14 protein-coding genes are annotated in these 14,782 nt (G+C 67.4%); 5 read left to right on the forward strand and 9 right to left on the reverse strand.

Going from position 1 to position 14,782, the window contains the following annotated elements:
* Window positions 1-20: 20 nt before the first annotated feature.
* Together ABZ789_RS02320 and ABZ789_RS02325 are read right to left on the reverse strand one after the other, a co-directional pair.
* Window positions 21-1,517, reverse strand: coding sequence for a SulP family inorganic anion transporter (locus tag ABZ789_RS02320; RefSeq protein WP_358419187.1), 1,497 nt, complete (start codon window positions 1,515-1,517; stop codon window positions 21-23).
* 38 nt (window positions 1,518-1,555) lie between these two features.
* The gene (locus ABZ789_RS02325; RefSeq protein ID WP_358418371.1) at window positions 1,556-3,202 is read right to left on the reverse strand and encodes a Na+/H+ antiporter; all 1,647 of its coding nucleotides are present in this window, start codon (window positions 3,200-3,202) and stop codon (window positions 1,556-1,558) included.
* Between the two features lie 164 nt (window positions 3,203-3,366).
* Here ABZ789_RS02325 and ABZ789_RS02330 point away from each other — a divergent pair, with 164 nt between their 5' ends.
* A complete protein-coding gene (locus ABZ789_RS02330) occupies window positions 3,367-3,567 on the forward strand; it encodes a hypothetical protein (RefSeq protein ID WP_358418374.1) in 201 nt (66 codons plus the stop codon).
* Window positions 3,568-3,588: 21 nt separating this feature from the next.
* On the opposite strand, the gene ABZ789_RS02335 is transcribed toward ABZ789_RS02330, so the two are convergent.
* From ABZ789_RS02335 to ABZ789_RS02365, 7 genes are all read right to left on the reverse strand, one after another.
* A complete protein-coding gene (locus ABZ789_RS02335; protein WP_358418377.1) occupies window positions 3,589-3,873 on the reverse strand; it encodes an antitoxin in 285 nt (94 codons plus the stop codon).
* A gap of 70 nt (window positions 3,874-3,943) precedes the next feature.
* Window positions 3,944-6,397 (reverse strand): HAD-IC family P-type ATPase, encoded by a 2,454-nt coding sequence (locus ABZ789_RS02340; protein WP_358419190.1) that lies wholly within the window; start codon window positions 6,395-6,397, stop codon window positions 3,944-3,946.
* Window positions 6,398-6,473: 76 nt separating this feature from the next.
* Entirely contained in the window at window positions 6,474-7,592 is a 1,119-nt protein-coding gene (locus ABZ789_RS02345; protein WP_358418380.1) for an MBL fold metallo-hydrolase, read from the reverse strand.
* Window positions 7,589-8,320: an enoyl-CoA hydratase gene (locus ABZ789_RS02350; RefSeq protein WP_358419193.1), complete on the reverse strand. Its 732-nt coding sequence runs from the start codon at window positions 8,318-8,320 to the stop codon at window positions 7,589-7,591. Before ABZ789_RS02350 ends, ABZ789_RS02345 begins: the two co-directional genes overlap by 4 nt.
* Window positions 8,321-8,422: 102 nt before the next feature.
* Window positions 8,423-9,106 (reverse strand): DUF2332 family protein, encoded by a 684-nt coding sequence (locus tag ABZ789_RS02355; RefSeq protein ID WP_358418383.1) that lies wholly within the window; start codon window positions 9,104-9,106, stop codon window positions 8,423-8,425.
* Window positions 9,107-9,111: 5 nt separating this feature from the next.
* Window positions 9,112-9,321, reverse strand: coding sequence for a hypothetical protein (locus tag ABZ789_RS02360; protein ID WP_358418386.1), 210 nt, complete (start codon window positions 9,319-9,321; stop codon window positions 9,112-9,114).
* A 12-nt stretch (window positions 9,322-9,333) separates the two neighbouring features.
* Entirely contained in the window at window positions 9,334-10,224 is an 891-nt protein-coding gene (locus ABZ789_RS02365; RefSeq protein WP_358418389.1) for an SPFH domain-containing protein, read from the reverse strand.
* 143 nt (window positions 10,225-10,367) lie between these two features.
* Between ABZ789_RS02365 and ABZ789_RS02370 the strand changes: the two genes are divergently transcribed.
* From ABZ789_RS02370 to ABZ789_RS02385, 4 genes are all read left to right on the forward strand, one after another.
* A complete protein-coding gene (locus ABZ789_RS02370) occupies window positions 10,368-11,498 on the forward strand; it encodes an NAD(P)-binding domain-containing protein (protein ID WP_358418392.1) in 1,131 nt (376 codons plus the stop codon).
* Window positions 11,495-12,568, forward strand: coding sequence for a trypsin-like peptidase domain-containing protein (locus ABZ789_RS02375; protein WP_358418395.1), 1,074 nt, complete (start codon window positions 11,495-11,497; stop codon window positions 12,566-12,568). Before ABZ789_RS02370 ends, ABZ789_RS02375 begins: the two co-directional genes overlap by 4 nt.
* A 159-nt stretch (window positions 12,569-12,727) precedes the next feature.
* Window positions 12,728-14,365: an ABC-F family ATP-binding cassette domain-containing protein gene (locus ABZ789_RS02380; protein WP_358418398.1), complete on the forward strand. Its 1,638-nt coding sequence runs from the start codon at window positions 12,728-12,730 to the stop codon at window positions 14,363-14,365.
* Entirely contained in the window at window positions 14,366-14,740 is a 375-nt protein-coding gene (locus ABZ789_RS02385) for a S4 domain-containing protein (protein ID WP_016694983.1), read from the forward strand.
* Window positions 14,741-14,782: the final 42 nt, after the last annotated feature.

A 14,782-nucleotide genomic window follows, 5' to 3' on the forward strand; every position in this document is an offset into this window, starting at 1 on the left:
TTCCGGCCCGGGACGAGCGGTCAATGGTCTCCACCGAGGCGACCGGACAGCCGGCGAAGTCTTTCCAGGCTCGCTCCGTCCAGTCCGACGATGGTGACCGACTTTCCCTTGGCCGCGTACTTGTGCTGGATCGCGTCGAGTGTTGCCACTGTGGAGGCGTCCCAGACCTCGGCCCCGGTGAGGTCGATCACCACATTCGCCGGGTCTTCGAGGTAGTCGAACCGGTAGACGAGGTCGTTGCTCGATGCCCAGAACAGTTCGCCGCTCACCCGGTAGGTGCACGTGTCCACTCCCCCGCCGGCGTCGACGACCTTTTCGACCGAGGTCAGACGGGCGACGCGGCGGGCGAACAGCACCATCGCCGTGAGCACGCCGAGCGTCACACCGATCGCGAGGTTGTCGGTACTCACCGTGGCCACGACGGTGGCGATCATGACGACGGTTTCGCTGAGCGGCATCAACCGCAGGGTGCGCGGGTGCACACTGTGCCAGTCGATGGTCGCGATCGACACCATGATCATCACTGCCACGAGCGCTGCCATCGGGACCAGTCCGACGATGTCGCCGAGCACGACCACGAGAATCAGCAGGAATACCCCGGCCGCGAGGGTGGACAGCCGCGTTCGCGCCCCGGACACCTTCACGTTCATCATGGTCTGGCCGACGACCGCACATCCGCCCATGCCGCCGAAAAATCCGGTCACGATGTTGGCGATGCCCTGGCCCCAGCCTTCCCGAGTCTTGTCCGACCGGGTGTCGGTGATGTCGTCGACGAGTTTGGCCGTCATCAGCGATTCCATGAGACCGACGAGAGCCATAGCGAGCGCGTAAGGAGCCAGGATCTCGAATGTCGCGAAGGTCAACGGCACATCCGGGAAGAACAGCGACGGCAGACTTTCCGGCAGCTCACCCTGGTCCGCGACATCGGGCACGTTCAGCGAGAACGTTACCGTGATCACGGTGAGAAGCACGATCGTGACGAGCGGAGCCGGCACGACCTCGGTGACCTTGGGAAGCAACACGAGTACGAGCAGGCCGGCCGCAACGAGCGGATAGACCATCCAGGGCACGTTCACGAGGTGCGGAATCTGCGCCACGAACACGAGGATTGCGAGCGAGTTGACGAAGCCGACCATGACACTGCGCGGCACGAACCGCATGAGCTTGGCGACGCCGAGCAGGCTGAGCAGAATCTGGAAAACTCCGCCGAGGATCACGGTCGCGATCAGATGATCGACGCCGTACTGCTCCGACACCGGGGCGATCACGAGCGCGACCGCAGCGGTCGAAGCAGAGATCATCGCCGGCCGTCCACCGACGAACGCGATGGTGATCGCCATTGTCACCGACGCGAACAGACCTACCCGGGGATCGACACCGGCGATCACGGAGAAGGCGATCGCCTCGGGGATCAGCGCCAGCGCGACGACCAGGCCTGCGAGCAGTTCGGTCTTCAGCCGACCGGGTGACCGGAGCGCGGAGAGGACGGAGACATCCGTGCGCGCATCCTGCGGCATCTGTTCCGGGCCGTGTGGGGTCTTCACTCGGGAAAAGTCTACCTTTGCGAACTCTCGTCCCGACGGCGCCGGCGGATGTGCTCTTCCACCCCCGCCTCCTCGATGTCGAGGCTCTCGAGCACGTCGCGGAGGATCTCGTCGTCGAGCTCGCCGCGATCACGCGCGGCGATCAGATCCTTCCTGCGCGCACGCAGAGCCGTGCGCCGGATGTCGTCGAACAGCGTGGCAACGCGGGCACCGGCGTCCTCGGCGGTGTCCTCGACGTGACGTGCGTTCTCTCGCGCCCGGAGGAAGGCGCGCGCCCTGGCGAGGAGTTCGGCGTAGAGCTCGGGATCCGTGCCCTCGGGAAGATGCTCGCCGAGTTCTCGCAACACGCGTTCGCGCGACTGCGAGGAGATCCGCCGGACGACGGCGAGCTGTTCCTCGGTCCGCAGCCGCTCGTACGGATCGGTGACCTCGAGGCGCCGGATGAGCCAGGGCATCGTTGCTCCCTGGATGAGCAGGGTGCCGATGGCGACGACGAGCGCACAGATCTGGATCATCTCGCGACCGGGGAAAGGTGCGCCCGACGCCACTGCGACGGGCACACCTCCGGCCGCAGCCAGTGTGACCACACCACGCATCCCGGCCCATGACACGACGACGTGTTCGCGGAAGTTCATCGGGTCGTAGCCGAGCCGCACGAGTCCGGCGCGCCGTACCAGCGCTCGCCGAGCCCAGTGCAGCAGACCCCACGCCGGTCGCACGGCTATCACGACGAACAGCACGAGGCAGGAACCGAGCAACGCGTGGAGCACCTCGATCCCGCTGTCGCGGACGTCTTCGAGGACGAACCGGAACTGCAGGCCCATGTAGGCGAAGACGAACATCTCGAGCACCACGTCGACGCTCTTCCACACCGCGCGCTCCTGGATGCGGGTGCTCACCGAGACGTCGGTGGCCCGGTGCCCGAGATACAGACCGGCGGCAACCACGGCGAGAATCCCCGAGGCGTGGATCTCCTCGGCCGCGAGATAGGCGGCGAACGGCAGTACGAGTCCCAGTACGGTCTCGAGCGGCGAGTCGTACATCCGCGCCCGGATACCGTGCACGGCGAACGCCAGTACCAACCCGATCCCGACACCACCCACAACCTCGTACGCGAAGAGCAGCACGGGTGAATCGGTAAGGATGTGTGTGCCGGTGACCGCCGCGACCGCGACGGTGAAAAGGGTCAGGGCCGTGGCGTCGTTGACGAGTCCCTCGCCCGTGAGCACCGCGAGCACGCGTTTCGGCAGACCGAGTCGCTCCCCCACCGCGACGGCGCTCACGGCATCGGTGGGAGCCACCACCGCCCCGAGCGCGAGCACTGCCCCGAACGGGACGGCAGGCACGAGCACCGACGCGATCCAAGCGACCGCAAAAGCCGTCACCAGCACCGTCAGGACACCCAGGCGCAGGATCGACGGAAGATAACGGCGGAAGGTGGGGACAGAGAACCGCAATGCGGCCGAATAGAGCAGTGGCGGCAGAACGACCCCGAGAATGACGTCGGGATGCAGCATGAGCCTCGGTAGGCCCGGCACCAACGACGCCAGTGCTCCGACGACGACGAGCACGAGCGGCGCCTGCAGATTGCGTCGCGCGGCAAATGCGGTCACTGCAATCCCGGCGATGACGACCAGCAGGATCCACGAGCCGTTCATCGCGACCGCACCGCTCCGGCCGTCCGGGTCACGATGTGATCGTGACACAGCGGTCGGCCGTCGCGGCGGGTTCCTGTGCACCGTTTGCACCGACCCGGCACGGGTATGCAGCCGGGACGATGCGCCGTGTACCTCACCGAGCAAGGACCGAGCAAGGAGTGTGCGTGATTCCTGACCGCGAGGACGACGGTTACGCGGCCCTGCGCACATACGCTGCGCTGGGCGACGGCGACACTGTCGCCCTCGTCGCCGAGGACGGGGCGGTGGACTGGTATCCGGTGCGCACCGTGTTCACCACGGCGCAGGGCCGGGTGTGGGTGACGGATTCGACGTCTGCGGGGAGGGTATTCCCCTGCCTGTCGTGAGAAAACCCTCCCGGCGCCGAGTCAAGGTTGCTGCGGACCCGGCTGCGCTTCCGGACCCGGGCCGCCCTCCGGACCCGATTGCCCACCCGGTCCGGGCCGGGTTCCCGGCGCCGGGTTGCCGGGGTCGCCCAGATGCTTTCGGGCCGCGTCCTGCGCCTTGTCGACGTGCTGGGCGTACTTGCCGCCGGTGCGCTTGTCCACCTGGTCGCCGGTCTTGTCGATGAAGTTCTCGACCTTGTCCGGGTTCCTCGAGGCGAAATCCTTGCCCTTGTTCACAATGCCTCTCACCGAATCCATGAAACCCATAGTTCGGCCATTCCCTTCCTGCGGGGGCATCCTTCAGGTCCGGGCGCAGGCACCGAACCGTGCCTGCGGGTCAGTGTACGCTCGGAAGAAGATCGTCGGGGGCAGCGAACAGACGCCGGCGCTCACCGTGAAGACGCCCCGACACCCACCACACGGTCTCGACGAGAACGACACCGATCAGGCCGCATGTGACCGCAATCGTCGAGTACGCGACGTTGGACGGATCGAGCGCGAAGAACTCCCGCGTGAACGGCACGGCGAACAGGATCACATAGCCGAGCACCGAACCGCCGAGCAGCACGATCTTCCACCACTGGTACGGACGGGCAACCACGGCGAGCACCCACAGGGCGATGATCAGCAGCGTGATCAGAGCCGACGTACCGGCCTGGATCTTCTGCTGCTCGCTCTGATCCGGGCCACCGTAGACGAGCACATAGCAGACGAAGGTCGCCACACCGACGACGACACCCGAGGGGATCGCGAAACGCATCACGCGGGAGACGAAACCCGAACGCGCGCGCTCGTTGTTGGGAGCCAGCGACAACAGGAAAGCCGGGATCCCGATCGTGAACCACGCCGCGATCGTCACGTGCCGGGGCAGGAAGGGATAAGGCAGCGGCTCGAAATCGAACACCTGCGACAACACGCCCGACATGCCCACCAGGAAGGCCAACAGCACCGAGTAGACGGTCTTGGTGAGGAACAGGTTGGACACGCGTTCGATGTTCCCGATCACGCGCCGGCCCTCGGCCACTACGTAAGGAAGCGTCGAGAACTTGTTGTCGAGCAGGACGATCTGCGCCACCGCACGCGTCGCAGGGCTGCCGGATCCCATGGCGACTCCGATGTCGGCGTCCTTGAGAGCGAGCACGTCGTTGACACCGTCGCCGGTCATCGCGACCGTGTGGCCACGCGACTGCAGTGCCCCGACCATGGCGCGCTTCTGATCGGGCCGCACCCGCCCGAAGGTCGTCGAGCCTTCGACGGCGTCGGCGAGCTCACTCTCCCCATCCGGTAGGGACCGCGCGTCGACAGGAGTCGCGCTCCCCTGCAGGCCGAGCGACGAGGCGACCGCGCCCACGGCGATCGCATTGTCGCCCGAGATGACCTTGACGTCGACGTGCTGACCGGCGAAATACTCCAGTGTCGGCTTCGCCTCCGGGCGTACCCGCTGTTCGAGGACGACGAGTGCGACCGGCGTGACCGTGCCGGGCGCGTCCACCACGTCGACCGGGCGGTCGCTGCAGGCGAGCAACAACACCCGCAATCCGCCTGCTCCGAGTTCCTCGGCGCGTCGCGCAGCCTCACTGCCCGGATCGAGCAGTACGTCGGGAGCACCGAGCAACCAGTTGCCGTGCGTGCCGTAGGACTGCCCGCTCCACTTCTTGGCCGACGAGAACGGCGCCACGGCGGTCGGCGCGCCCCACGCGGGCGAGGTGGGGAACGCCTCGGCGATCGCAAGCACACTGGCGTTGGGACGTGGGTCATCCGCGGCGAGCGCGGCCAGGGCGGCGCGAGCCTCGTCGAGGTTGCCGTCGTGTACGGCTTCGAGGTCGGCGAGCCGCATGCCGTTCTCGGTGAGCGTGCCGGTCTTGTCCGCGCACACCACATCGACACGTGCGAGACCCTCGATCGCCGGAAGCTCCTGCACGAGGCACTGACGGCGACCGAGACGGATCACGCCGACCGCGAAAGCGATGGACGTCATGAGCACGAGGCCCTCGGGCACCATCGGCACGAGGGCCGCGACCATTCCGCTCAGCGCAGGACCGAGCGATTGACCGCTGGAGAAGAGCTGGTTGTAGATGATGAGCAGCCCCGCGGGGATCATCAGGTAGGTGATGAAGCGCAGGATCTTGTTGATGCCCGCGTTCAGCTCCGACTTGACGAGGGTGAACTTGCTGGCCTCCTCCGCCAGTCGCGCCGCATACGCGTCGCGGCCGACCTTCGTCGCACGGTAGGAGCCCGACCCGGACGCGACGAAGCTACCGGACATCACCGTCGAACCAGGAATCTTGTGCACAGCGTCCGACTCACCGGTCAGCAACGACTCGTCGAGTTCGAGTCCCTGTGCCTCGACCACCTCGCCGTCGACGACGAGCTGGTCGCCGGGCCCGAGTTCGATGATGTCGTCGAGCACCACCTCGCGGGGAGCGATCGGCGCTGCGGTGCCGCCTCTGCGCACCACGGGTTTCGTCTGGCTGACGATCGCCAATTTGTCGAGCGTGCGCTTGGCGCGAACCTCCTGGATGATGCCGATCCCGCTGTTCGCGATGATCAGCAGGCCGAACATGCCGTCGATGATCGAGCCGGTGGCCAGCACGATCAGCAACAGCACTCCGAGGATCGCGTTGATCCGGGTGAACACGTTGGCCCGGACGATGTCCTTGACCGATCGGGATGCGCGGTCGGGAACGTCGTTGGTGAGGCCACGCGCCACTCGCTCGGCGACCTGCTCGGTGGACAGCCCGTTGGCGGCGTGGCCGGATCCGAGGGCTTCCGCCTCGTCCGTTCCCACCATCGTCGCGGGCTCTTCTACTGCCATGAAGAACCAGATTAAGGCACGGAAGCGAACACCTGTCGCGGCGGCGGGTACGTCAGCCGGCGGCGAGCCACCACGGATCGACCGAGACGGGCCTCGAGACATCGATCCGTTGCCCGGGCATCGGCACGGCGGTGGTCACCTCCGACTCCCGCGCGGCGGGAAGCAGCCGGGTGATCGGCTCCGACCACGCATGGAAAGCCAGGTCGAAGGTTCCCCAGTGCACGGGAACCAGCATGCTGTCGCGCCGGTCGACACCGCCGAGGTCGAGATGCGTGCGCACCGCTTCCTCGGGATTCATATGTATATCGGGCCACCGCTTGTCGTAAGCGCCCACGGGCAACAGTGTCAGGTCGAACGGGCCGTAGGCCTCACCGACACCCGCAAACCGCGGGGTGTACCCGCTGTCGCCACCGAAGAACACCCGGCGGGTCGGCCCGGTGAACACCCATGACGACCACAGCGTGAGGTCGCGCTGCAGGCCGCGTCCGGAGAAATGCCGGGCCTCGGTACACGTGATCCGCAGCCCGTCGACCTCGACGTGCTGGTCCCAGTCGAGGTCGACGATCCGGCTCTCTGCAATGCGCCACCGGCGCAGGTGAGCGCCTACACCGAGCGGCACGACGAAGCGGGCCGCCGGCTGGAGTGCAGCAAGTCGTTCGACGGTGGATCGGTCGAGATGGTCGTAGTGATCGTGCGAGATCACCACCGCGTCGAGGGGAGGCAGGGACTTCAATTCGACGGGCACGGGATGCATGCGGGCCGGACCGATGGTCGGTGACGGCGACACCCGCTCACTCCACACCGGGTCGCACAGGATCCGGTAGCCGTCGATCTCCACCAACGCGGACGAGTGGCCGAACCAGGTCACCGCGAGTTCGGCCGCGTCGACCGGCGCCAGATAGGGAGCCAGCGGCACGTCTGCGCGCGGTCTTCCCTTCGAGCCGCGGGTGAGTATGTCCTTCGCGAAACCACCCACTGCTTCGGGGCCGAGGACGGACGCCGGGTCGGTGTTGTGGAAGCGACCGTCCCGGTAGCGCGGCGACCCGGCGGCGTACGGGCGGATGTCGGAGGACGAGGCGCCCAGAGCACCGGGGAGCCCGTTGACGGCGCGAACAACCCACAGCGTGCCCGCTCCGGCGAGCGCGGCCGAGACCGCCGACCGGATGTTCATCGTCCGCGGAAGATCGGGTCGCGACGTTCGGCGCGAGCGAGCCTGGCTTCCTGGGCGTCCTCGCTGAGCCACGCCGCGGCGAGCGCCGCGGTCTGCTCGGGGGTGCTCTCGTCGCGGGTGCCGTCGTCGTTGAGGAACAACTTCATCGCGTGCAGCGAGAGCGGGGCGAGCTTTGCGATCTCGTGCGCCCATGCCTGGGCGTCGGCAAGGTCGCCGATGCGGTTGGCCAGCCCCCGAGCGAGTGCCTCCTCTGCTGGGATGTTCCCGGCCGCGAGGAAGACCGTTCGCGCGGGACCACCGCCGACGAGCGATGCGAGTCGTCGAACGGTCCAGCGATCCACCGAGATACCCAGTCTCGCAGCAGGTACCGCAAAACGTCCGGTGGGTGCCACGACCCGGAGGTCCGCAGCCAGGGCAAGCTGGGTTCCGGCACCGATCGCCGGGCCGTTGACCGCGGCGATCACCGGTATCGGGGCTCCTTCGAGTGTGCGCAGCATCTCGGCGAGGCTGTCGGTGAACCCTTCGGCGTAAACGTCACCGGACAGATCGGCACCGGCACAGAAACTTGTGCCCCGTCCGGTGATCACCATGACACGGACCTCGTCGGCCACGGCCTTCTCCACGGCTTCGCGGATCTCCACGCACAACTGCGTGCTGAGCGCGTTCCTGCGCTCCTCGCGCTGCAGTTCCACGGTCACGACGTCGCCGTCGCGGCTGATCCCGATCATGTGTCGTCCCATCTCTTCGTCGCCGGACACCCCGCATCATTCCATCAGCGAGGTCCGCGTGCCCGAAGACGGGATCAGCGCACCACGGCCGATCCACACGAATCAGTGGAACCAGTCGAGCATCCGTCCCCGCGACCAGCAGCGCGCAACCGCGTCCACGCTCTGGCTCGATCCCTCGAACACCGCGATGCCGACGATGCTGTGGCCGGAGGCTGGGCGATCACCGAGCGTCGGTACCGATGGCGCGACGCCGACCCCCTCGACCGAGACCCACGCCACCTTCGCACTCGTGGCCGCTTCTCCGAGGCGTTGGACGAACAGGGCGCGCCGGGCGATGGACAGGCGCGACAGTGCCCAGGTCGTCATCACGACGGGCAGAGCCTCCTCCGGTACTGCCGCGATCGCATCCGGAAGCAGTTCCACGACGTCACCGTGCAACCGGAGAGATGAGTCGGCTGCGATCGGAGAGCCTTCGAGATCGGCCCTGCGGCGGGCCAGTGCGATCCGTGCGACGACAGGAGGCATCGTCCGCCCCGGGACAGACCCGCCGTGGACAATCGAACAGTGTTCCTGCACAACCGAATCCGGCTCACCCAAGAACATTCCGTCGCTGTAGGTGATACCTGCCCGATCGACGTGGAGGTTCGTCGCCGCTGGGCGTGCCACATCGATCAGGCCGATCGCGGTTGCTCCCGCACGATGAGCAGCCTCGGCGATCGCCGGATACAGCACCGAACAACGGCCGGGCTCGTCGGGAGCTGCCTTTCGCCGCGTCGCGTCGGGCATGCCACTCACTCCTCGCCGCCGGAATCCGCACGGGGGCGGCCCGGCCCGCGAACGGGCCGCGCCTCGCGCGGCATCCGGCCCGCTTCGGCGAGAGCGCGCCGGAGCAGGAACTCGATCTGGGCGTTGGTGCTGCGCAACTCGTCGGCAGCCCAGCGCGCGAGCGCATCGTGGACTGCCGGGTCGAGTCGCAACAGCACCTTCTTACGTTCGGGCATACCGCACGATCCCTACTGGTACAACGATCCTGCATTGAGCACAGGCTGAGCACTCTGATCTCCGCACAGCACGACGAGCAGGTTCGAGACCATCGCGGCCCTGCGTTCCTCGTCGAGTTCGACGGTGTGCTCGGCTTCGAGCCGCTCGAGCGCGGTTCCCACCATCGACACGGCCCCCTTGACGATCTGCTCACGAGCTGCGATCACGGCTCCTGCCTGCTGCCTCCGCAACATGGCCTGGGCGATCTCGGGCGCGTAGGCGAGCTGGTTGATGCGGGTCTCGATCACCCGGATGCCGGCGAGCTGGACGCGATTGTGCACCTCGGCAGAGAGTTCGGTGGTGATCTCGTCGGCGTTCTCGCGCAACGACATCACTTCCGATGCACCGTCGTAGGGATACGCTCCGGCGATGTGACGCACCGCGGCCTCGGTCTGGACCGCGACGAACTCCTCGAAATCGTCGACGTCGAAGACCGCCCGAGCGGTGTCTTCGACCTGCCACACGATCACCGCAGAAATCTCGATCGGACTTCCGTCGGCGTCGTTGACCTTGGCCTTGGCGGTCTCGTGGTTGCGGATACGGGTGGAGATCTTGCGCCGGGTGTTGAGCGGATTCATCCATCGAAGGCCGGGTTCGCGCAGGGTGCCGGTGTACGAACTGCCGAGAAGTTGCAGCACCCGTGCTTCGTTCGGTTCGACGAGGACGAGCCCGGCGAGCGGAACGAGAGCGAGCACGACCACCACGACTCCGACGACGATCAGCGGAACGGTCACCTCGACCGCGCCCCAGCCGATCAGCCCGGCACCGATCACGATCGCGACGAGAGCGGAGATCAGTACAGGCCACCCATTGGACGAGGCGCCCGGCCGCTCGGCGGTCGCAGGTGAGTGCACGACATCCATGTTCCAACCTCCCAGAGTCAAAATGATGTCTAAGTGATATCACATTTTTCGCGTGGGAATTGCCCCGGAGCGAACTGCGTTCGTTCCGCATGTACGTCGCCGCCACGGCATCATGAAAGGCGACGATCGGAGAGGGAGACTCGATGACCGCCGACGGAGCACTCGATGCCGCCGACACCCAGACCACCGACGCGACGCCGGTGGACATCGTCGTGATCGGCGCAGGGCAGGCCGGCTTGTCGGCCGCGTACTTCCTCACCCGGTTCGGAGTGAGGCCCGAGTCCGGATTCGTCGTGCTCGACCGCTCGTTCGGCCCCGGCGGCGCGTGGCAGGAGCGCTGGCCGTCACTGACGCTGAGCACCGTCAACGGTGTCCACGATCTGCCGGGCCTCGCGTTCTCGGACGTCGTGGACACCTCTGCGGGACAAGTTCCGGCAGCAACGGCCGTTCCCGAGTACTACGCCGCCTACGAGAAGGAATTCGGCCTGCCCGTCCACCGCCCGAGCACGGTCCGGGTCGTGTGCGACCGGGGCGAGTGGCTACGGGTGGAGACCGGGTCGGCCGTGTACGCCGCACGCGGCATCATCAACGCAACCGGCACCTGGGAGCACCCTTTCGTACCCTGGTATCCGGGAGCCGCACGGTTCACCGGAAGACAGTTGCACACCAAGGACTATCGGTCGGCCGAAGAGTTCGCCGGCCTGCACGTCCTCGTCGTCGGGGGAGGTATCTCCGCGGTCCAGCTCCTCGACGAGATCTCGCAGGTCACCACCACCACCTGGGTCACCCGTCGCGAACCGGCTTGGAGCGACGAACCTTTCACTTCCGAACGCGGTCACGCCGCCGTGGCGCTCGTCGAGGATCGGGTCCGGCGGGGGCTGCCACCGGGATCGGTCGTGTCCGTCACCGGACTCCCCCTCACCCCCGCGCTGCGCGCTGCGCGCGAGCGGGGCGCACTGGAGCGGTCACCGATGTTCTCGGAGATCACCGAGACCGGTGTCCGATGGAGCGACGGAACGACCCTCGATGTCGATGTCATCTTGTGGTGCACCGGTTTCCGGAGTTCACTCGACCACTTGGCCCCGCTGTCGCTGCGCAATGCCGGTGGCGGCATCACGATGACCGGGCGCCTCGCCACACGTGTCGAGAAGGACCCGCGTATCCATCTGGTCGGGTACGGCCCCTCCGCGTCCACCATCGGCGCGAACCGGGCCGGGCGCGCTGCCGCACGAGAACTGCTCGATCATCTCACCGGCGAGGTACCGCAGAAGTGAGCGGCCGCACAGGATCGGTGCTGCTGGTGGCGCTCGCGACCACGGCCAGCCTCGTCGCCTCAGCCCCTGCCCTGGTCGACATCCCGCTACCTCCGCCGCCCCCCGCCCCCGTCGCTCCCCCACCGATCCCCCTGGCCGCGGACGAACTGGCCGCGCGTACCGTGCCGGTCGTCGTGACGATCGATGCGAGCGCGGGCTGGACCGGGGTCACCGGCACCGGGATCGTGCTCTCCCCCGACGGTACGGTCCTCACGAATCACCATGTGGTGAGCGGCGCCACCGATATCCGTGCCGTGAGCGGCGCCGACGGACTGGTATACGACGTGGAGGTCCTCGGGTACGACCGCGAGCGCGACCTCGCCGTTCTGCAACTCGCCACCGCGAGAGATCTTCCCGTCGCGACCGTCGCGAACAGTCCGCCGCCCGTGGGCACCCGGGTGACGGCATTCGGAAATTCCGAGGGCGGCGGAGTCGTCGTGGCCACCCCGGGCACCATCGTCGAGTTCGACCGCAATGTCGTGGTTCGCGACGCCGCGGACGGCTCGCGGCACCGCCTGACAGGGATGATCCGGACCGACGCCCCGATCCGGCCCGGCGATTCGGGGGGACCGCTCGTGGACGACTACGGAACGGTTGTCGGCATCAACACCGCCGGCGCTGTGCAACGGAACACCGACTCCTCACCGGACACGACGCCGGAGGCGTACGCCGTACCGATCGCCGAGGCGATCACGGTGGTCGACCAGGTGCGGTCGGGGGTGAGCGACGGATCGGTGCACGTGGGCCCCACACCGCGACTGGGCGCAAGTGTCACCACGCGACGAGCGGACGGACAAGACCGCGGGGCCGAGGTGTTGTGGGTGTCCTTCGACGGCCCTGCCCACCAGGTCGGGCTCGATGCCGGTGATGTCGTGGTGTCCTTCGACGGGGAACTCGTCTCGTCGACCTCGGAGCTGGAGGAGTTGCTCATGCGGCGCCGTCCCGGAGACGCCGTGTCGATCGAGTGGACCACAGAAAGCGGCGAAAAGCGTTCCGCCGAGGTGATTCTCGAACCCGGTCCTGCGCGCTGACCCTACCCGCACGGAGAATCGATCGTCCTCCGATGGCAGGTCGCCGCGATGGACGCGGACGGCGATCGCGCCGGTGGAGTGCCGGACCCGAGGGGTCGTGCCGAGGCCGTACCGACCCGCGCCGGATGCCGAGCTCATCGCGACCGGGATACTCGGAGCGTGAGCGCAACACTTCGCATCAACGGTCTGTCGGCCTCCCGTGGGGAACGTGTCCTGTTCGACGGGCTCGATCTCACTGTCGCACCGGGCGACGTGATCGGCCTGGTGGGGGCGAACGGTGCCGGGAAATCGACGCTGCTCACGACACTCGCGGGGGTCGGTGACGCCGATGTCGCGGGCTCGGTGATCCTCAGCCCGCCCGACGCCACGATCGGATACCTCGCGCAGGAACCCGAGCGGATGCCGGGCGAGACCATCCTCGATTTCCTCGCTCGTCGCACCGGTGTCTCCGATGCCGAACACGTCATGAACGAAGCCGCCGCACGGCTCGGCGAATCGGACGACGACGAGTACACCCCGGCGCTCGAGCGGTGGCTGGCTCTCGGCGGGGCCGACCTGGCCGAGCGCGCCGAGAAGGTGGTCGCTGATCTCGGGCTGGACGTCGGACTCGAGGCGCCGATGACGGCGCTGTCCGGTGGTCAGGCCGCACGCGCCGGACTGGCGGCACTGCTGCTCTCGCGCTACGACGTGCTCCTGCTCGACGAGCCGACGAACGATCTGGATCTGGCCGGACTCGAACGGCTCGAACGGTTCGTGGAGGAGACCCGCACGGCGCTGGTGGTCGTCAGCCACGACCGCGCGTTCCTCGCTCGCACGGTCACGGGCATCGTCGAACTCGATCCGGTGCAGCAGCAGATCTCGGTGTACGAGGGTGGTTACGAGGCATATCTGGTGGAACGTGAGGTGGCGCGCCGCCACGCCCGCGAGCAGTACGACGAGTACGCCGACACGAAGGCGCAGCTCGAGGAACGTGCTCGGATGCAACGCAATTGGCTCGAGCACGGCGTGCGGAACGCGCGGCGCAAGTCCAAGGACAACGACAAGATCGGACGCAAGCACCGCGCGGAGGCCACCGAGAAGCAGGCTGCGAAAGCGCGTCAGACGCAACGTCGCATCGAACGGCTCGACGTCGTCGAAGAACCCCGCAAGGAATGGGAACTGCGCATGTCCATCGCCGCGGCCCCTCGCAGCGGCACGGTCGTCGCGACCCTCGACGAGGCGACGGTCCGTCGGGGCCACTTCACGCTCGGCCCGGTGACAACACAGGTGGAGTGGGGCGACCGTATCGTCGTCACCGGCCCGAACGGAGCAGGTAAGTCCACGCTCCTGGGGTTGCTGCTCGGCACGATCGAGCCGGATTCCGGCCGGGCGTCGCTCGGGTCGGGTGTGCTCGTCGGGGAGATCGACCAGGCGCGCAGCCTGTTCGAAGATGACGAGCCGCTGGTCGAGGCGTTCGGGCGCAACGTTCCGGACTGGCCGGATGCCGAGGTTCGGACGCTGCTGGCGAAGTTCGCGCTCAAAGGCCATCACGTGTTGCGGACGGCGGCGTCGCTGTCACCGGGCGAACGTACCCGTGCAGGGCTGGCGCTGCTGCAGGCGCGGGGGGTGAATCTGCTGGTCCTGGACGAACCCACCAACCACCTCGACCTTCCGGCGATCGAGCAACTCGAGCAGGCCGTCGACAGTTTCGACGGCACACTGCTGTTGATCACGCACGATCGCCGCATGCTGGAAACCACGCGGAGTACACGTCGATGGATGCTCGACGACGGGAAGCTGAGCGAGGAGTTGCTGTAGATGGGTGGAAGCGTCCGGGTGGACAGTTGGACGTGGTCGGTCCGGTTGTTCAAGACCCGCTCGGCCGCGGCGAGCGCGTGCCGCGCCGGGCACGTCCGGGTCGACGGCGTGACGGCCAAGCCGTCGACGCCGGTGACGATCGGCGCCGAGGTGCGCGTGCGTGCGCACGGCACCGAGAAGATCGTCGAGGTCACCCAGCTGGTGAACAAACGGGTCGGAGCACCGATCGCCGCGACCGCGTACATCGATCACAGTCCTCCGCCTCCGCCGAAGGAGATCCTGGCCGCGCTGCCCCGCCGGGACCGTGGAGCGGGTCGCCCGACGAAGAAGGAGCGCCGCGAACTCGATCGGCTTCGCGGTTTCGACGACGACTGAACAACCCACTGAGCAGGGCGTCGTCTTCAGCGGTTGACAAAA

The organism is Rhodococcus sp. NPDC047139 (assembly GCF_040643435.1).
Taxonomy (GTDB): domain Bacteria; phylum Actinomycetota; class Actinomycetes; order Mycobacteriales; family Mycobacteriaceae; genus Rhodococcus.

Bases quoted from the DNA above. Each gene is read 5' to 3' on its own strand.
- ABZ789_RS02320 (WP_358419187.1), bottom strand. From the start codon at position 1,517: ATGCCGCAGGATGCGCGCACGGATGTCTCCGTCCTCTCCGCGCTCCGG.
- ABZ789_RS02325 (WP_358418371.1), bottom strand. From the start codon at position 3,202: ATGAACGGCTCGTGGATCCTGCTGGTCGTCATCGCCGGGATTGCAGTG.
- ABZ789_RS02335 (WP_358418377.1), bottom strand. From the start codon at position 3,873: ATGGGTTTCATGGATTCGGTGAGAGGCATTGTGAACAAGGGCAAGGAT.
- ABZ789_RS02340 (WP_358419190.1), bottom strand. From the start codon at position 6,397: ATGGTGGGAACGGACGAGGCGGAAGCCCTCGGATCCGGCCACGCCGCC.
- ABZ789_RS02345 (WP_358418380.1), bottom strand. From the start codon at position 7,592: ATGAACATCCGGTCGGCGGTCTCGGCCGCGCTCGCCGGAGCGGGCACG.
- ABZ789_RS02350 (WP_358419193.1), bottom strand. From the start codon at position 8,320: ATGATCGGGATCAGCCGCGACGGCGACGTCGTGACCGTGGAACTGCAG.
- ABZ789_RS02355 (WP_358418383.1), bottom strand. From the start codon at position 9,106: ATGCCCGACGCGACGCGGCGAAAGGCAGCTCCCGACGAGCCCGGCCGT.
- ABZ789_RS02360 (WP_358418386.1), bottom strand. From the start codon at position 9,321: ATGCCCGAACGTAAGAAGGTGCTGTTGCGACTCGACCCGGCAGTCCAC.
- ABZ789_RS02365 (WP_358418389.1), bottom strand. From the start codon at position 10,224: ATGGATGTCGTGCACTCACCTGCGACCGCCGAGCGGCCGGGCGCCTCG.
- ABZ789_RS02370 (WP_358418392.1), top strand. From the start codon at position 10,368: ATGACCGCCGACGGAGCACTCGATGCCGCCGACACCCAGACCACCGAC.
- ABZ789_RS02385 (WP_016694983.1), top strand. From the start codon at position 14,366: ATGGGTGGAAGCGTCCGGGTGGACAGTTGGACGTGGTCGGTCCGGTTG.